The organism is Sphingomonas sp. Leaf4, from assembly GCF_920939515.1.
Taxonomy (GTDB): domain Bacteria; phylum Pseudomonadota; class Alphaproteobacteria; order Sphingomonadales; family Sphingomonadaceae; genus Sphingomonas.
In genome coordinates, this window is the sequence record NZ_CAKLBB010000006.1 from 193,531 (window position 1) to 211,795 (window position 18,265).

The window sequence follows — 18,265 nt, forward strand, 5'->3', positions numbered from 1 at the left end:
GGAGGGGCGGGCGCATGGCATGGCAGTCGGCGCTCGCCATCTGGATGCTGTTCTGGGTGCTGGCGATGTTCCTCGTCCTGCCCTTCGGCATCCGCACCACCCACGAAGCCGGCGAGCCCCCCGTCGCGGGCCAGGCCGACAGCGCCCCCGCCGGCTTCCGCCTCCGCCCGATCCTGTGGCGCACGACCATCGTGTCGCTGGTGCTGTTCGGCGCGTTCTACCTGAACTACGTCTACGGCTGGGTCACGTCCGACATGCTGGACTATTATAACGGGTGAGGGGGGCGGCGGTGCATTCGACCGTCAGCAAATATTGGCGTATAGCCGTCGCGCTTGCGCCCAGCATCGTGCTCGGCGCGGTAATGCGGTCGTGGTTACAGGCATTCGGATACAGCCGGCTGGAATCGCTCGTTATCCGGTGCGCTGCTGGCGTGGCCATAGCGATAGTCCTCTTGTGGTTGATGGACCGCCTACTGCCCGGGTCGAGGAATAATCTGGAATAATATCCGCTCGACCGAACTGGATCACCTTCACCGAACCACATACGCCTTCTGTACGATGCCCACCGGCTCCCGATACGTCCGGAACCCCATCGCCTCGTAATAGCGCAGACCGGACGCATTATCCGCCGCGATACAGGCGTCGATTGTCTCCAGCCCCGCCTGTTCCGCCGCCTCGCGGCTGGAACGGAACAGCGCGCTGCCGACGCCCTGCCGGTGCGCACGCGGGCTGATGTGCGTACCGATGATGCCCCATCCTGCGGGCACGTCGTACCGGTTGCCGCCTTCTGCGCGGAGCAGCGACTGGAAGCCGACGACCTCGCCGGCAGTGTCGATCGCCACCGTGCAACGGATGCTGGCGGGGTTTGCCAGATACTGCCGGATCACGAATGCCTCGTCGCTGGGGCGTTCGCGGCCGGTATGCTCGATGATCTCGCGCAGCACCCGGCACAGGGCGGCGGCATCGCTGGTTGATGCCAGGCGCGTATCCATGGTCTTCCTCCCGATCGACCATCGCAGTCCGATGGTTCGACTGTCCTACACGCCCCGCAGGTGACAGAATATTATGATCCCGCTCTTTCCGATCGTACACCCCGCCCGAACTGCAGGCTGCGCCGGCCGGTGTAAGAAACCTGCGACAAGTCATTGATTCTGGGTAAACGCAGTACCGCCGAAACGACGCTATTGTGTAAACTTTGTAAACTTTGCCGCCTATCCGGCCACCCACCGCGCCGCCAGCATCGCCAGCAACAGATCGGCGTACTCCCAACCATCTGCCCGCGCCGCGATCGCCGACAGGCAATCCTGATCGTCGCGCCCCGGTCGCCCCGGACCGGTCATGTTGGGCTTCATGTTGAGGTCGAACAGGTGAAAGTTTCCACCGGCATCTGCCCGGCAATCGATGCGGATCGCGCTGCGCGACCCGACCATCGCCGCCGCCGCCTCGCACGCCGCGACCATCGCCACCACCGCCGGCTCGTCCATCCGCGCTGCAGCAATCGCCGCGCTGTTCGCGCTCACCGGCACGTCGCCATTATACGGCGCGACGCCACCGCGCTGATCGAACCGCAGCACCGGGCGCAGCGCATGCTGCCCCCCGGCGACCCGCCCGTCGGGCTGGGGGGCCTCCGCCGGCAGGACGGTGATCGTCATCTCCTCGCCCGGCAGATAGGCCTCGACCATCAGCATGTCGCCGAACGTCGCCGCCGCGAGCAACGCCCCGGCCGCCGCCACCAGTCCGGGCAGATCCACAACCAGCGTCACTCCCTGGCTGCCGCGCCCGCGCACCGGCTTGACGATCAATGGAAACGCCATCCCCCGCGTCACGATCGCCCCGGCAACGCCATCCAGCGCGACCACCCCCGGCCGGGCGCTGCCGCTCAACAGGAACGATCCCGCCACCGGCAGCCCGGCGTCGCTCAGCATGCGGTTGGTGGCGAACTTGTCGTCGAACCGCTGCATCGCCGCCGGTTCCTGCCCGACGATGCCGACCGGCGCCCGCACCCACTCCAGCGGATGCCCGGCGAACAACACAGTGTTCGCCCAGATCGTGTCCGCGCCTGCCGCAATCGCCGCCGCGATACCCGCAGCGGTATCGGGAAACACCCAGTCGAGCGCCACCGCCGGATCGGGAGCCGCGACCGGCGTCGCCACCGCCACGCCGCGCCCCCGCAGCGCGACGGCGATGTCGGCCCCGCCGTCCGAATAGCCGCCGGGCTTGGCATCCTTGCGCAACCCGTCGATCACCGGCGGCGGCAGCGCTTGGTACAGGATCGCGACGCAACGCTGGGTCACAAGGGGCACCTCCGCTTCGGAACGGTGCCCGCCTACCCCTCGGGCGTTATCTGTCAATCAGTTACGCAACCGCTCGATCGCCTGCGCCAGCACGACGTACAGCTTGCCCATGTCCGACGACAGCAACGTCACCCCCATCGACGATCCGTCGCGCAAACTCAGCACCTGCCGCAGCATCGCCTCGAAATCATGGATGTAGCGGTTCACCTGATCGCTGAACCCCTCGTCGCCGTCGTACAGCAGCGCGATGTCACGCGCCTCCGCCCCCTCGACCAGCCGCACCGCCCGCCGCGTGAACACGCCCCGGTCGCCCTTCAGATACGCGGCCCATGCCGTGTCCGACACATCGGTGGACAGCGACTTGGCGATGTCGATCGACGCCGAATTCATCGCCTCGATCAACGTCGTTACCCGGCGCGAGAATTGCTCGCTGTCGGCCACTTCACGCTCGGCGCGCGCGGCGGCCATCCGGGTTTCCAGCTCCTCGCCGGTTTCGGTGATCTTGACCATCTGTCGCGACAATCGCTCGCCCGCCTCGATCGCCGAGGCGACCGCCTGATTGGCGATCGACGACAGTTCCGCCACCTGATTGGTGACGGCGCGGTCGACCGCATTGGCCAGCGCGCGCGTCCCCTGCGCCTCCAGATCGCGGGCGACGTCGGGCAGCACCTTGGCCAGCGTCTGCCGCGCCTTGGCGCTGGCACTCTCGGCGGTATCGCGGATGCGCAGCATCGCTTCGGACAGCCGGGGTGCGGCATCCTCGGCGAAGCGCACGGTGGTCGCGATCGTTTCGTCGGCGATCTCGCGAACCTCGGAAATCCGGTCCTTGCCCAGATCGAGCGTGTCGAGCAGCTTCTGCTGCACGCTCGTCAGTGTCTCGCGCTGCATGTCGACCACGCCGGCGATCGCCTCGATCGCCTCGTGCGTGCTCTCGGCTGCCGTGACCAGTGCCAGCAGCTCGGGCTTGGCCCGCGCCACGATGTCGCGGCTGGCCGTGACCCGCGTGTCGAGCCGGTCGAGCGCGCCGGGCAGCGTCTCGTCCATCTCGCGCGCGGCGGCATCCAGCGCGGTCAGCACTTCCTCGGCGGTCCTGACCACGCGGCGCGCGGTTTCGTCGTTGCCGTCCAGTGCCTCGGTCAGCGCATCGGCGACCTGGCTCAGCACCTCGATCGATCCCGCGACCGCCTGCACCCGCTCGACGCCGCTGACGCGCAGCGCATCGAACTTTTCATCGAACCCGGTCAGCCCGTCGTCGAGCATCGCCAGCAGCGCCTCGCCATCGCGGCGTCGTTCGGCCAGCCGCGCCTCGATCGTGCCGGCGATCGACTGGATCCGCTCGATCCCGTCATGGCGCATCGTCTCGAACCGGCCGTCGAACGCATCCAGCCCTTCGCCCAGCGTCGCCAGCATCGACTCGCTGTCGCGTCGCCGTTCGGCCAGTCGTTCGTCGATCGCGTTGGACAATGCCTGTACCCGTGCGATGCCCTGCGCCTCGATCGCCGCGAACTGCGCGTCGAAGCTTTCCAGTCCTTGTCCCAGCGTCGCGAACATCGCCTCGCCATCGCGCTGGCGCTCGGCCAGCCGTTCGGCAATCGCGTCGGAAGCCGCCTGCGCGCGGGCGATACCGTGCGACTGGACCGCCGCGAACTGCGCGTCGAAGCTTTCGAGTCCCTGACCCAGCGCCGCGAACATCGCGTCGCCATCACGCTGCCGTTCGGCCAGCCGCTCGCCGATCGCGTCGGATGCCGCCTGCGCGCGGGCGATCCCGTGCGACTGGACCGCCGCGAACTGCGCGTCGAACGTCTCTAGCCCCTGACCCAGCGTCTCGAACATCGCCTCGCCGTCCCGCCGTCGTTCGGCCAGCCGCTCGCCGATCGCGTCGGACACTGCCTGCGCGCGGGCAATGCCATGCGACTGGACCGCCGCGAACTGCGCGTCGAACGCCTCCAGCCCCTGACCCAGCGTCTCGAACATCGCCTCGCCGTCACGTCGCCGTTCGGCCAGCCGCTCGCCGATCGCGTCGGACACTGCCTGTGCGCGGGCGATGCCCTGCGTTTCGACGGCGGCGAACCGCTCGTCGAACGCGCCGAGGCCGGTCTGCAACGTCGCCAGCAGCGCCTCGCTGTCGCGTCGCCGCTCGTCGATATGCCCGGCCAGCGTGCGGATCGCCCCGTCGATCTGGCCCATGCGCTCGGCGAGCTGGTCGGCCCCCTCGCGCCCGGCGCGCTCGATCGCCGCGCCATTGGCCTCGATCATCGCGATCGTCGCATCGCCCTGCGCGGTGATCGCCTTGCGCGATTCGTCGATCGCATTGGCCGCACGGTCGAGCACCTCGTCAATCGCGCCCGACATGGTGCCGATGACCGATTCGAGCCGCGTACCGGCACTCTCGCTGGTGGCTTCCATCCGCGCGATATGCGCCGCCAGCCGCTGCGCTGCGCCGCCCGCGACCTCGTCGGCGTCGCGGCCGCGTTGCGCCACCGCCGCCAGCGCGGCGTCGAGCGCGGCGATCCGTTCGCTGGCGGCAAGGCCGGTCGCCTCCAGCCGCTGCGAGATCGATTCGGTTTCGGCATGCGCGCGCGGCAGCGTGTCGAGCAACGTGCCCAGCCGATGTTCGGCATGCGTCGCCGCGAGGGTCAGCGCCTCGGTCGTCATGTCGATCGCCGCGACCTGCTCGGCGATGCCGGCACGGACGCCGCGCAGCCGGTCGGTCGCGCCTTCGCCCAGCATCATCAACTGCCCGGTATGCTCGGCCAGTTCGCCGCGTGATTCGGCGATGCTGCGCCGGACGGTCGCCACGACCTGTTCCAGCGCCAGCGCCTCGCTCCGCATCGCCTGCGCGGTGGCGGTGAAGCGGCGCGCCTCCGATCGGCTGCCCTGGCGCAGCAACAGCCACACGATCCCGATCAGCAGCGGCGGCACGCACAGCGCGGCGACGAACGACGAGAGTTCGACCGGCTGCAACCGCCCGAGCGTCGCCCCGGCCCACACCAGCATGCCGCCGACCCATGCGATGACCGCGACCATCGCCAGCGTCGGCGCGATCCATTCGCGCGGCATGGGTTCAGGCTCCAGCGGCGCTTCGGCCAGCCAGTGCGGTGCTTCGTCCTGCTCGACGAACCTGTCGTCGTCGGCGTCGTGGTGCGAGTGTTCCCGCAGCCCGCTAATCGTGCCCCCGTTCATATGCAGGCGCTTATCATGATCGATCGGGGCAGGACAGATGCCGTAACGTTCGCTTAACCTTCGGCGCTTACGCTTTTCGCATGGTCTATGATCCCGGGGCGATCGACGCGACACTGGCGGCAGCGGTGGGGGACGAACCCTCGCTGATCGCCGAATTGCGCGGTGCGTTTCTGGACAGCACCCACCGCGCGCTCGCCGCGCTGGAGGCGGCCGGCGCCGACGAATGGGCCAATGCCGCCTTTCGTTTGAAGGGCTTGGCCGCCAGTTTCGGGGCGGTGCAGTTGATGACGCTCGCCGGGGAAGCCGCCGGCCATCCGCCGGGGGACGCCGCGATGCTGCGCCGCCTCAACCGCGCCGTCGCCCAGCTCTGAGCTTCGCTACCGCGTGTACAGCCGCCAGTGCGACCCCGACACCGCCGTCGGGTCGCCCCGCGCGATCTCGCGATAACGTCGGCCACACAGGATGACCGCATCGGGAAAGGCGGCATCGCCATCGCGCTCGACGAATCGATATGGCGCGGCGGGGCAGGGGGCGTTGACGATCTCCAGGGGATAGCGCCGCTGCCGCGCCGCGACGGACAGGATCGCCGAGGATCGCGGATACTCGATCGACACCATCGTGCCCGTGGGGCTTCGCGCCGCCAACGCATCGAGCGCGCGTCCCGGATCGCCACGCAGATTGCCCGCCAGTTGCCGGTCGCGCACCGCCGCGCCGACGACGAAGCTCACCCCGATCGCGATCGTGACCGCCCGCCACTCCCGCCCGGCGGCCCAGCCCCGCGGCAAGGCGATCGCCGCCCACAGCAGCAACGGCGGCAACGCCACGACATAATAGCGCGCCGTGCCGCTGTTCGGCAGTCCGAGCAGCGCGACCGCCAGTGGCAGCAGCCCGGCAGCGATTACCGCCAGCAGGCCGATCCGGTCCGCCACGATCCGCCCGAACCCGGCGAGCAGCAGGACTATGGCGGACAGCCCCAGCGTCCAGCCGAAAAGCTGGTCCAGCCCGCTTGCCCAGCGCGCCCAGTCATGCGCCTCGCGACTGCCGAACCGGAACCCCGCCGGGTCCGCCCGCGCCGCCGACCACGCCAGCGCCGCGAACAGCCCCACGGCGACCACCGCCGGCGCGAACAGGCGAACCAGCTCGCCGGCCGTCGTCCGCAGGCCGGCGGACCGCAGCCGAACGATCGCCACCCACAACCCCAGCGATGCGAGCGCGAACACCATCGTCGCCTGCGCCATGCACCCGAGCAGGGCAGCGAGGGCGAGCGCCGTCGCCGGCAACGGTGCGCTGGGCTTCGCCAGCCAGCGATCGACGACATGGATCGCGCATCCCCATGCGAACAGCATCGGCGCATAGCCCCGCGCTTCCGAACCATAGGCGACGAGGAAGGGGGCGAAGGCGAAACCGATCGCCGCGAGAATCGCACTCGCGCCGCCACGCCGCCCGGCAATCACCGCCGCCAATGGGATCAGCGCGGTTCCCGCCGCGATCGACAGCGCGCGCTGCACCAACGGCGCTGCGCCGGGACCGACCCATTGCAGCCACAAGCTGTTCAGATGATGGTTGTTGTCGTGGTTGATCGACAGGAACACGCCCGCCGGGGTCGCGACCTCGTGCGCGAACACCGCCGACCATGCCTCGTCGAGCCACAATGCCCCGTGCGCCGCGACACAGCGCAGCACCAGTCCGCCCAGCGTGATCGCAACGACGGCAAGGACCGTCGGGTCGTGCCATCGTCTGGCCATTTCGTCTGCCCCCGCACGCCCGCCTGTTCCCACTGGCTCCTAGCCGGTGGGCGGAACAGGGGGAAGCGGCGCGTCAGCGGGCATAGGCGTCGATCAGCGACCCGACATAATCGGGATGGGCGCTGCTCAACCCGGCGGCGGGGCTGGGGCCATAGATGAAGCCATGGGTCGGATATTCCGAACTGCCCAGCCCCTGCGTATCGCGATACCACACCTTCACCCGCGTCCAGTCGCCATTGCGTGATACGTCGAACACGGTGACGTCCTGCTCCACGCCGCCGCGCACGCCGTTGATCCGCGACCAGTTGGCATGGGTGACCATCGCGACGCGCGGATCGACCACCCGGCTGATGACGAGAACATGGCCCAGCGGCAGGCGCGACGTCTTGGCGAAGGCGAGCACCGCGCCGACCTTCGGCTGCTGACCGCGCGGATAGCGGCCCGCCGCCTGATCCCACCATGTCCACGCATCGCCGTAAATCTGCACCCCCGACGCGGCACGGGCGAAGGGCACGCATTGCCCGACGTAGTTGAGCAGCGACCTGGCTTCCAGCGGGATGCTGGCGGCACCGGCGAAGGCAAGGAGCAGGGCGCCCCGGATAAGCGAACCAACCATGGCCGTAATGCTGCGCCAGGGAAGATGGCTATCGGGTGTGCGATTTTGGTTAAGAACCGCTTGCCGAACGATGCCGCGCCGAACCGCCCGGGATGAGCGATGAAACGTGGGTCAGCCGCGCAGCGCGCGGCGCGCATCGGCGCGCGCGTCGAGCAGCGCCCACAGACCCCGGTGCTGGGCGAGCAGTTGCTGCATGCCAAAGGTCATCGCGCGGACCATCGGCGCTTCGCCGTCGATCGCCTCGATCATCCGTACGGTCTCGAAGCAGGTCGGCAGGTCGAGCGGGGCGGGGGCGATGTCGAGCCGCGCCGCCGCCATGTCGAGCGGTCGACGGATCGCCGGCCAGTCGAGCACCAGCGCGATTGCCGCGCCCAGCGCGCAGCCGGGCCGGACCGATGCCCCGAGCAGGTCGATCGCATGACGCTGCGCGGTCATCGCCGCTTCGGCGGCGGCCTGCCCCGGCGTGCCCGGCGGCGGCCCGGCGGCGGCGGCGAGCCGGATTAGATAGGCACGTTCACCGGCAAAGGCGGCGGCGGCGGTTCGCAGCCATGGGCGGATATGCGGATCGTCGATGCCGTTCATCGCCTGGTCGACGAGCCCAGGATGTCGGGCATGGAGCGCGCCCAGTTGATGCAGCGCATCGGCCAGATCGTGGAGCGGGCGATCGTTCAGCGCGAGCCGGGCAAGGTAGGCATGGGCGGCGCTACCGTCGTGTTCGACGATGCGGGCAAGGCCAATCCCCGGACCGGGCGCCACCCTATCGCTTGCCGCCCCCGTCACTGCCGCGTCCCCCGTGCTGCCACGGGTGTTCCCCGCAGCCACGGTAATGACGGCGAAGCATGACGCAAACGTCCAGAGACACGGTTAGCGAGTCGTTAACCGTCGCCCCGGCAAGTCCTTGCCGGGGCGAAACGGCCTTATTGGTCGAGAAACGACCGCATCTTGCGGCTGCGGCTCGGGTGCTTGAGCTTGCGCAGCGCCTTCGCCTCGATCTGGCGGATGCGTTCGCGGGTCACGCTGAACTGCTGGCCCACTTCCTCCAGCGTATGATCGGTGTTCATGCCGATGCCGAAGCGCATGCGCAGCACCCGCTCCTCGCGCGGCGTGAGCGAGGCCAGCACCCGCGTCACGGTTTCCTTCAGGTTGGCCTGAATCGCCGCATCAACGGGGATGATCGCGTTCTTGTCCTCGATGAAGTCACCGAGGTGCGAATCTTCCTCGTCGCCGATCGGCGTTTCGAGGCTGATCGGCTCCTTGGCGATCTTCATCACCTTGCGCACCTTCTCCAGCGGCATCGAGAGGCGCTCGGCCATCTCTTCCGGGGTCGGTTCGCGGCCCTGTTCGTGCAGGAACTGGCGGCTGGTGCGCACCAGCTTGTTGATCGTCTCGATCATATGCACCGGGATACGGATGGTGCGCGCCTGATCAGCGATCGAGCGGGTGATCGCCTGCCGGATCCACCACGTCGCATAGGTGCTGAACTTGTAGCCGCGACGGTATTCGAACTTGTCGACCGCCTTCATCAGCCCGATGTTGCCTTCCTGGATCAGATCAAGGAACTGCAACCCGCGATTGGTGTATTTCTTGGCGATCGAGATGACGAGGCGTAGATTGGCCTCGACCATTTCCTTCTTGGCGATCCGCGCCTCGCGCTCGCCCTTCTGCACCATGTTGACGATGCGGCGGAACTCGCCCAGCGCCATGCCGGTCTGCTGCGCGATCTCGGCGATCTCGGTGCGGATGCGATCGGCGGCGGCGGATTCATTCTCGACGAACGCCTTCCACTTCTTGTCGAGCTTCGCGACCGAAGCCAGCCACTGCTCGTCCAGCTCATGATCGACATAGCTGTCGAGGAACGCCTTGCGCGGCACCTTGTGACGCTCGGCGAGGCGCAGCATCTGCCCGCCCAGCGCGGTCAGGCGACGGTTATAGGCATAGAGCTGGTCGACGAGATATTCGATCTTCGCCTGATGGAACTGCACGCTCTCGACCTCGGCGGTCAGTTCCTCGCGCAGCTTCTGATACTTCCGCTCCTCGGCGGTGGTGAGGCCATCGCCGGTCGCCATCGCGTCGAGACGCTGCGACTGCATCTTCGAGAATTTCTTGAAGATCGCGGTGATGTTGGCGAACTTCTCCAGCGCCTGGGGCTTGAGCTGTTCTTCCATCTGCGCGAGGCTGAGGGTGTTGTCCTCGTCATCGTCGTCGCTCGGACGCGGGGTGCGGCGCTCGCCGTCCTCGTCCTCGTCGGCCGATGCCTCCTCGGGCTCTTCCTCTTCCTTGAAGGTGGGCCCCGCGTTCTTCGACGAAATCTCGCCGTTGTCGTCGGCATCCTCGTCGTCCGACAGCGATTCTGGCGCCGGGTCCTTCGAGAGCATCGCGTCGAGATCGAGAATCTCGCGGAGCTGCATCGTGCCTTCGTTGAGCGCGGTCGACCAGCCGATGATCGCGTTGAAGGTGATCGGCGATTCGCACAGGCCGAAGATCATCGTGTCGCGACCGGCCTCGATCCGCTTGGCGATGGCAATCTCGCCCTCGCGGCTGAGCAGTTCGACCGCGCCCATCTCGCGCAGGTACATTCGCACCGGATCATCGGTGCGGTCGACGGTTTCCTTCTTCTTAACCGGCTCGTACGCGGCGGCGGCATCGTCCTGATCGGTCGTTGCCTCTTCGTCGCTCTCTTCGTCCTGCTTGGCGCGTTCGTCGGTTTCGCCGTCCTCGCCCGCGTCCTCGTTCTCGACGACGTTGACGCCCATGTCGTTCAGCGCCGACATGATGTCCTCGATCTGCTCCGAGGTCATCTGATCCTGCGGCAGCATTTCGTTGAGCTGGTCGACGGTGATGTAGCCGCGCTTCTTGGCGCGGGCGACCAGCTTCTTGATCGACCCTTCGTTCAGGTCGATCAGCGGCGCGTCGCCCGTTTCGATCGTGTCGTCGCCGCCACCATTCGCCTTGGCCATCAATAACCCTCAAAGAAAATCAAGCGGCACCGGAAACCCGCACCGTATTTTACCCGTCGTCTTCGTCCGCCGCCGCGCGATTTGCAAGTCGCGAGCACGCCTTCGGCGGCGTTCGTCGGATCGTCGGGCTTCGCTAAGCCGGCGATATGGGAGTAGCGCCGCCCCGGATCAAGCGGCCTCGTCCAGCTCGTCCATCCAGTCGCGAATCCGCGCCTGCACTGCCGCATGGTCGGACCGCGCCTGCTGATAATCGGCGAAGGTCCGCTCGGTCGTGTCATGACGGCAACGTTCGCGCGCAGCATTTTCTGCGCGGTGCGAGGCGTGTTCCTCGACCAATATGTGGATCACGCGCAGCAGATCGGTCTGCGCCACCGCCGGATCGATCCCGCGCTGCCAGAAGCTGAACGCGAGATCGGTTTCCTTGTTGCGGCGCGCGATGTCGACCAGTTGGCGGTCGATGGCGACAGTATCGGCGAGCAGGCTCTCGCACAGATCGTCGCGATAGATCGCGAGGTCGATCAGGTGATCGCGCCAGCGCCGGAGCGTCCCGTTGACGATCGGCAGTTGCGCGATCAGCTCGCAATGCTGGGTCAGCACCGCGACATGCTGCATCAACCCCATCAGGACCGCGCGCTGGAACGCGAAGACCAGATCGACCCGCTGCACCTCGGCCGCAGCCGCCATGTCGGTGGCGACAATCCGCAGCCGCCGGTCCTTGGCCCCGAACAGCGCAAAGAACTGGTCCTTGAACGTGCGGAAATATTCGCGGCGGATGCCTTCGTGGCCGATCGTCCCGGCAAGTCGCGCCAGTTCATGCTCGAACGCGGCGCGCTCGTCGGGGCCGGCGTTCGCCGGCAGGCTGGCCAACTCCATCCGCCACAGGAAGTCCGAGAGCGATTCGCGGGTGGCAATCAGGTCCTCGAACGCCTGGGCACCTTCGGCCCGTACCAGATCGTCGGGGTCCATGCCGTTCGGGATGGTGACGATCGCAATGCTCTTGCCCGGCGTCAGCAGCGGCAGCGCGCGCTCGGCGGCGCGGCGCGCGGCCTTGATCCCCGCCGCGTCGCCGTCGAAGCACAGGATCGGGCAGTCGGCCATCCGCCACAGCCGTTCGAGCTGATGCTCGGTCAGCGCGGTGCCGAGCGGGGCGACGACCTCGTCGAACCCGGCCTGCGCCAGCGCGATGACGTCCATATAACCCTCGACCGCGATCACGCGCTTCGCCCGCCTCGCGGCCGCCTGCGCCCGGTCGATGTTGTAGAGCGTGCGCCCCTTGTCGAAGAGCGGCGTCTCGGGCGAGTTCAGATATTTGGGTTCGCCATCGCCCAGGATACGCCCGCCGAACGCGACCGTGCGACCCCGCGCATCGCGAATCGGGATCATGAGGCGACCCCGGAACCGGTCGTACGGCTCTTTCCCCTCGACCGAGATCAGCATGCCCGATTCGACCAGCATCGGATCGCCGTAGGAAGCCAGCGCGGCCTTGAGCTTGCCCCGCGAATCCGGCGCATAGCCGATCCCGAACGTCCGCGCCGTCTCGGGCCGGATGTCGCGTTTGGCGAGCGCATCGCGGGCGATGCCGCCTTCGTCGGTCAGGCGGTCGGCGAACCATGTCTGCGCGTCGGCCATCAGCTCGTGCAGGCCCTTGGCCCGCTCGGCTGCCCTAGCCGACTGCGCGTCCTGCGCGGGCATCTCCATGCCGGCGGCGGCGACCAGTTCCTTCACCGCATCGATGAAGGGCAGGCCGCGCTGGTCGGTCATCCAGCGGATCGCATCGCCATGCGCCCCGCAGCCGAAACAATGATAGAAGCCCTTGTCGTCGTTGACCCAGAAGCTCGGCGTCTTCTCGGTATGGAACGGGCAGCACGCCTTGTGCTCGTTGCCCGAGCGCTGGAGCTTGACCGACTTCGCCACCAGCGCCGACAGCGTGGTGCGTGCCCGAAGTTCGTCGAGAAATTGGGGCGAAAGAGTCATGTGCTACCTATGCCGCATGCGTGCGGCATGCGGCAACCATCCTGTTTCACTTTGTGGTTCTGACTTTACGCCAGCGCCGACTTCACCGCCGCGCTGGCCTTGCTCATGTCGAGCTGCGATCCGTGACGCGCCTTCAACTCGGCCATTACCCGGCCCATGTCCTTCATGCCGGTGGCGCCCAGATCGGCCTTGATGACCTCGATCGCCGCCGCCGTCGCTGCCGCGTCCATCTGCGCGGGCAGGAAGCGTTCGATCACCGCGACTTCGCGCCCCTCGGCGGCGGCGAGTTCGGGGCGGTTGCCCTGTTCGTACATCTCGATCGATTCCCGGCGCTGCTTGACCATCTTTTGCAGCACCTCGACGACCAGCGTGTCGTCGTCGGCGGGGGCGCCGCCAGTGCGCGCCTCGATGTCGCGGTTCTTGATCGCCGACTGGATCAGGCGGATCGTGCCGGTCGTCTCCTTGTCGCCGCCCTTCATGGCGGTGACGAGCGCGTCCTTGATGGTATCGCGAATCATGGGGTGTCCGATATGGTTCGTTGCGGTCAAGCGGACGCCCTTAGCCGCAATCGATCCGCGATCACAGGATTGACGGCGGGCCGCCATGCCACTAGCCGCCACGGCTTAGCGACATCATCAGACAAACCCAGGAGTGCCCGCCTATCATGGCCGACGCCAAGCCATTCGCCATGCCCGAAGGAGCGACCGGAGTATTGGTCCTCGCGACCGGCGATGTCCTGTGGGGACGTGGGTTCGGGGCCGAAGGCGCGGCGGTCGGCGAGGTGTGCTTCCACACCGCGATGACCGGCTATCAGGAGATCATGACCGATCCGTCGTTCGCCGGACAGGTCATCACCTTCACCTTTCCGCACATCGGCAACACCGGCACCAACGTCGACGATGTCGAGGCGAACGATCCCCACGCGCTGGGCATGATCGTGCGCGAGGACGTGACCGCGCCGTCGAACTTCCGCGCGACCGAGCATCTGGCGGCGTGGATGGCGCGGCACAACCGCATCGGCCTGTCGGGCATCGACACGCGGGCGCTGACCCGTCGCATCCGTCAGGCCGGCGCGCCGAACGGCGTCATCGCCCATTCGGCCACCGGTGACTTCGACATCCCGGCGCTGCTGGAACAGGCACGCGGCTGGCCGGGGCTGGAAGGGATGGACCTTGCCAAGACCGTGTCGTGCGAGACGCATTACGGCTGGCAGGGCGGTGCTTGGCATCTCGGCAAGGGCTATGACGACAGCACCATGCCGGCGAACGCCGAACCGGTGGCGGATACCCGCCGCCCGCATGTCGTGGCGATCGATTACGGCAGCAAGCGCAACATCTTCCGCAACCTCGTTCATGCCGGTGCCGAAGTCACCGTGCTGCCTGCCACCGCGACCTATGACGAGGTGATGGCGGCGAATCCCGACGGCATCTTCCTGTCGAACGGTCCAGGCGATCCCGCCGCGACCGGCACCTATGCCGTGCCGGTGATCCGCCAGTTGCTTGACACCGGCAAGCCGCTGTTCGGCATCTGCCTCGGCCACCAGTTGCTCGGGCTGGCATTGGGCGCGACGACGACCAAGATGCACCAGGGCCATCGCGGCGCGAACCATCCGGTCAAGCGCCTGTCCGACGGCGCGGTCGAGATCACCAGCATGAACCACGGCTTCGCGGTCGAGCGCGACAGTCTACCCGAAGGCGTGCGCGAGACGCATGTGTCGCTGTTCGACGGGTCGAACGCCGGGCTGGAACTGGCCGATGGTCGCGCGTTCTCGGTCCAGTACCACCCCGAGGCATCGCCGGGGCCGCAGGACAGCTTCTATCTGTTCGAGCGGTTCGTGGGGATGATGGGCGAGCGGACGGTCGGGAACGGTTGATGGCAACAGTCCGTAATTTCGAGGTTGACCCGCTTCGTGTGGTTAAGCCGCAAGAAGAAGTTAGCGCTGTAGTTCGCCTCGTCGAATGCGACGGCAAAAAAATGATTCAGATCGATACTTTCGGTCGTGCTTCGCGCGAGTTTCCAGGCAAGCTGTCGCAAACGATACGCCTTGATGAAGCCGCTTTCCGTAAACTAGTCGCTCTTGGGGACGGCCACTTCTAATGCCCAAACGCACCGACATTTCGTCCATCCTCGTCATCGGCGCGGGGCCGATCGTCATCGGCCAGGCTTGCGAGTTCGATTATTCGGGCGTGCAGGCGATCAAGGCGTTGAAGGAGGAGGGCTATCGCATCGTCCTCGTCAACTCCAACCCCGCGACGATCATGACCGATCCCGATCTGGCCGACGCGACCTATGTCGAGCCGATCACGCCGGCGGTGGTCGCCAAGATCATCGATAAGGAGCGCCCCGATGCGGTGCTGCCGACGATGGGTGGGCAGACTGCGCTCAACACTGCGCTGGCGCTGGCCAACGATGGCACGCTTGAAAAATTCGGCGTGACGATGATCGGTGCCGATGCCGAGGCGATCGACAAGGCCGAGGATCGCCAGAAGTTCAAGGTGGCGATGGAGAAGATCGGGCTGGAATCGGCCCGCAGCCACATCGCCCATACCGAGGCGGAGGCGCTCGCCGGCCTCGACCATGTCGGCCTACCCGCGATCATCCGCCCGTCGTTCACGCTGGGCGGCACCGGCGGCGGCGTGGCGTACAACCGCGACGAGTTCCTCAAGATCGTGCGCGAAGGCCTCGATGCCTCGCCGACCACCGAGGTGCTGATCGAGGAATCGCTGCTCGGCTGGAAGGAATATGAGATGGAAGTCGTGCGCGACCGCGCCGACAACGCCATCATCGTCTGCTCGATCGAGAATATCGATCCGATGGGCGTCCACACCGGCGATTCGATCACCGTCGCGCCCGCGCTGACGCTGACCGACAAGGAATATCAGATCATGCGCAACGCATCGATCGCGGTGTTGCGCGAAATCGGCGTGGAAACCGGCGGTTCCAACGTGCAGTTCGCGGTCAATCCGAAGGACGGCCGCCTGATCGTCATCGAGATGAACCCGCGCGTGTCGCGCTCGTCGGCGCTGGCGTCGAAGGCGACCGGCTTCCCGATCGCCAAGGTCGCGGCCAAGCTGGCGGTCGGCTATACGCTCGACGAGATCACCAACGACATCACCGGCGCGACCCCGGCGTCGTTCGAGCCGACGATCGATTATGTCGTCACCAAGATTCCGCGCTTCGCCTTTGAAAAGTTCAAGGGGTCGCAGGCGGTGCTGTCGACCGCGATGAAGTCGGTCGGCGAAGTGATGGCGATCGGCCGCAACATCCATGAATCGCTGCAAAAGGCGCTGCGTGGCCTCGAAACCGGACTGTCGGGCTTCAACGGCGTCGAACGGCTGATCGGTGCGCCCAAGGCGGAGATCGAGGCGGCGCTGGCGATCGCTTCGCCCGACCGGCTGCTGGTGGCGGCGCAGGCGCTGCGCGAAGGATTCACGGTCGCCGAAATCCACGCCATCGCCAAGTACGATCCGTGGTTCCTCGAACGCATCGCCGAGATCGTCGCCGCCGAAACTGAAGTCTGCACCAATGGCTTGCCGCAGGATGCCGCAGGCATGCGCCGGCTGAAGTCGATGGGGTTCAGCGACAAGCGTCTTGCGTGGCTGGCGCTGCAATCGGCCAATCTGCGCGGCATGGAACGCGGTATCGCCCGTGGGTCGGGCCTGATCCACGAGGTCGTCAAGATGATGACCGGCGGCGTGACCGAGGAAGAGGTGCGCCAGCATCGCCACAAGCTGGGCGTGCGGCCGGTGTTCAAGCGGATCGACACCTGCGCCGCCGAGTTCGAGGCGAAGACGCCGTACATGTATTCGACCTATGAGGCACCGACGTTCGGCGAGCCCGAGGACGAAAGCCAGCCGTCGGACCGCCGCAAGATCGTGATCCTGGGTGGCGGGCCGAACCGGATCGGGCAGGGGATCGAGTTCGATTACTGCTGCTGCCACGCCTGTTTCGCGCTCAGCGATGCGGGCTATGAGACCATCATGGTCAACTGCAACCCGGAGACGGTGTCGACCGATTACGACACGTCGGACCGGCTGTATTTCGAGCCGCTGACCGCCGAGGACGTGCTGGAGATCCTGCATGTCGAGGCATCGAAAGGCGAACTGGTCGGGGTGATCGTGCAGTTCGGCGGGCAGACGCCGCTGAACCTCGCCCGCGCGCTGGAGGCCGCCGGCATCCCGATTCTGGGCACCACCCCCGATTCGATCGATCTGGCCGAGGACCGCGAGCGGTTCGCCGGTCTGGTCACGCGGCTGGGGCTCCTCCAGCCGGCCAACGGCCTCGCGCGCAGCCGGGACGAGGCGGCGACGATCGCCGAGCGGATCGGCTATCCGGTGCTGATGCGCCCCAGCTATGTGCTGGGCGGCCGGGCGATGGAGATTGTCGATTCGCTCCAGCAGCTCGACGATTACATCCAGACCGCGGTGCAGGTGTCGGGCGACTCACCCGTCCTGATCGACCAGTATCTGCGCGACGCGATCGAGGTCGATGTCGATGCGGTGGCGGACGGCGACGACGTGGTCGTGGCCGGTGTGCTCCAGCATATCGAGGAAGCCGGCGTCCATTCGGGCGACAGCGCATGCTCGATGCCGCCCTATTCGCTGTCGGCTGAGATCATCGCCGAGATCGAGCGGCAGACGGTGGCGCTGGCCAAGGCGTTGAACGTCAAGGGCCTGATGAACATCCAGTTCGCGGTGAAGGACGGCAACGTCTATCTGATCGAGGTCAATCCGCGCGCCAGCCGCACGGTGCCGTTCGTCGCCAAGGCGATCGGCACCCCGGTCGCCAAGATCGCCGCGCGGGTGATGGCGGGCGAGAAGCTGTCCGCATTGCCGGTGATCGACCGCCACATCGATCATGTCGCGGTCAAGGAAGCGGTGTTCCCATGGGGCCGCTTCCCCGGGGTCGATCCGGTGCTGAGCCCGGAGATGAAGTCGACTGGCGAAGTGATGGGCATCGACCTGGATTTCGCCACTGCCTTCGCCAAGGCGCAGATGGGCGCTAGCATCGTGCTGCCCCGCACCGGCACGGTATTCGTATCGGTCAAGGACGGCGACAAGCCGGTGATCCTGCCCGGCGTCGAGTTGCTGGTACGGATGGGGTTCGCGATCGTCGCGACCGGCGGCACCGCCGATTATCTGGAAGCGCAAGGCGTGCCGGTCGAGCGGGTCAACAAGGTGGCGCAGGGTCGGCCGCATATCGTCGACCGCATCTTCGACGGCGACATCGCGATGATCTTCAACACCACCGAGGGGTGGCAGTCGTTGAAGGATTCCGAATCGATCCGTGCATCGGCCCAGTCGCAGAAGGTGCCGTATTTCACCACGGCCCCGGCAAGCGTCGCGGTGGCACGCGCGATCGAGGCATTGGCGAGCCGGTCCCTTGAAGTGCGCCCGCTCCAGTCCTATTATTCGCAATCGCACAACTGATCCCCGGCAAGCGACGAGAGATTGCGTGCGGGCGGGCCGGCAACGGCCCGTTCGTGCGAACGGGGTAC

At 66.9% G+C, this 18,265-nt stretch carries 14 protein-coding genes; 5 read left to right on the plus strand and 9 right to left on the minus strand.

The features are described from left to right. The first annotated feature begins 14 nt into the window (after positions 1-14). Positions 15-278: a DUF1467 family protein gene (locus LRA89_RS10770; protein WP_055760114.1), complete on the plus strand. Its 264-nt coding sequence runs from the start codon at positions 15-17 to the stop codon at positions 276-278. Positions 279-529: 251 nt separating this feature from the next. Here LRA89_RS10770 and LRA89_RS10775 read toward each other — a convergent pair whose 3' ends face one another. The 3 genes from LRA89_RS10775 to LRA89_RS10785 all read right to left on the minus strand — a co-directional run bounded on the left by LRA89_RS10775 (position 530) and on the right by LRA89_RS10785 (position 5,476). Then, entirely contained in the window at positions 530-991 is a 462-nt protein-coding gene (locus LRA89_RS10775; RefSeq protein WP_230770147.1) for a GNAT family N-acetyltransferase, read from the minus strand. A 219-nt stretch (positions 992-1,210) separates the two neighbouring features. Then, positions 1,211-2,302, minus strand: coding sequence for a biotin carboxylase (locus LRA89_RS10780; protein ID WP_230770148.1), 1,092 nt, complete (start codon positions 2,300-2,302; stop codon positions 1,211-1,213). A gap of 48 nt (positions 2,303-2,350) precedes the next feature. Continuing rightward, the gene (locus LRA89_RS10785) at positions 2,351-5,476 is read right to left on the minus strand and encodes a hypothetical protein (RefSeq protein ID WP_230770149.1); all 3,126 of its coding nucleotides are present in this window, start codon (positions 5,474-5,476) and stop codon (positions 2,351-2,353) included. Positions 5,477-5,556: 80 nt separating this feature from the next. On the opposite strand from LRA89_RS10785, the gene LRA89_RS10790 reads away from it, so the two are divergent. Beyond that, positions 5,557-5,847, plus strand: coding sequence for a hypothetical protein (locus LRA89_RS10790; protein WP_055760123.1), 291 nt, complete (start codon positions 5,557-5,559; stop codon positions 5,845-5,847). 6 nt (positions 5,848-5,853) lie between these two features. Here the strand turns inward: LRA89_RS10790 and LRA89_RS10795 are convergent, their stop codons facing one another. The 6 genes from LRA89_RS10795 to LRA89_RS10820 all read right to left on the minus strand — a co-directional run bounded on the left by LRA89_RS10795 (position 5,854) and on the right by LRA89_RS10820 (position 13,286). Next, a complete protein-coding gene (locus LRA89_RS10795) occupies positions 5,854-7,221 on the minus strand; it encodes a hypothetical protein (RefSeq protein ID WP_230770150.1) in 1,368 nt (455 codons plus the stop codon). 73 nt (positions 7,222-7,294) lie between these two features. Then, the gene (locus tag LRA89_RS10800) at positions 7,295-7,837 is read right to left on the minus strand and encodes a CHAP domain-containing protein (protein ID WP_055760129.1); all 543 of its coding nucleotides are present in this window, start codon (positions 7,835-7,837) and stop codon (positions 7,295-7,297) included. A gap of 111 nt (positions 7,838-7,948) precedes the next feature. Beyond that, positions 7,949-8,593 (minus strand): DUF6975 family protein, encoded by a 645-nt coding sequence (locus tag LRA89_RS10805; protein WP_230770151.1) that lies wholly within the window; start codon positions 8,591-8,593, stop codon positions 7,949-7,951. A 161-nt stretch (positions 8,594-8,754) separates the two neighbouring features. Then, positions 8,755-10,794 (minus strand): RNA polymerase sigma factor RpoD, encoded by a 2,040-nt coding sequence (rpoD, locus tag LRA89_RS10810; protein ID WP_055760135.1) that lies wholly within the window; start codon positions 10,792-10,794, stop codon positions 8,755-8,757. A 168-nt stretch (positions 10,795-10,962) separates the two neighbouring features. After that, on the minus strand, positions 10,963-12,768 hold the full coding sequence (gene dnaG / locus LRA89_RS10815; protein ID WP_230770152.1) for a DNA primase: 1,806 nt from the start codon (positions 12,766-12,768) through the stop codon (positions 10,963-10,965). Between the two features lie 65 nt (positions 12,769-12,833). Next, the gene (locus LRA89_RS10820; RefSeq protein WP_230770153.1) at positions 12,834-13,286 is read right to left on the minus strand and encodes a GatB/YqeY domain-containing protein; all 453 of its coding nucleotides are present in this window, start codon (positions 13,284-13,286) and stop codon (positions 12,834-12,836) included. 146 nt (positions 13,287-13,432) lie between these two features. Here LRA89_RS10820 and carA point away from each other — a divergent pair, with 146 nt between their 5' ends. From carA to carB, 3 genes are read left to right on the plus strand one after another with little or no spacing between them, the layout of a single operon-like run. After that, positions 13,433-14,641, plus strand: coding sequence for a glutamine-hydrolyzing carbamoyl-phosphate synthase small subunit (carA, locus tag LRA89_RS10825; RefSeq protein WP_230770154.1), 1,209 nt, complete (start codon positions 13,433-13,435; stop codon positions 14,639-14,641). Next, entirely contained in the window at positions 14,641-14,865 is a 225-nt protein-coding gene (locus LRA89_RS10830) for a hypothetical protein (RefSeq protein ID WP_230770155.1), read from the plus strand. The genes carA and LRA89_RS10830 overlap by 1 nt, the downstream gene beginning before the upstream one ends. Continuing rightward, positions 14,865-18,197 (plus strand): carbamoyl-phosphate synthase large subunit, encoded by a 3,333-nt coding sequence (gene carB, locus LRA89_RS10835; RefSeq protein WP_230770156.1) that lies wholly within the window; start codon positions 14,865-14,867, stop codon positions 18,195-18,197. The genes LRA89_RS10830 and carB overlap by 1 nt, the downstream gene beginning before the upstream one ends. The last annotated feature ends 68 nt before the right edge of the window (positions 18,198-18,265 follow it).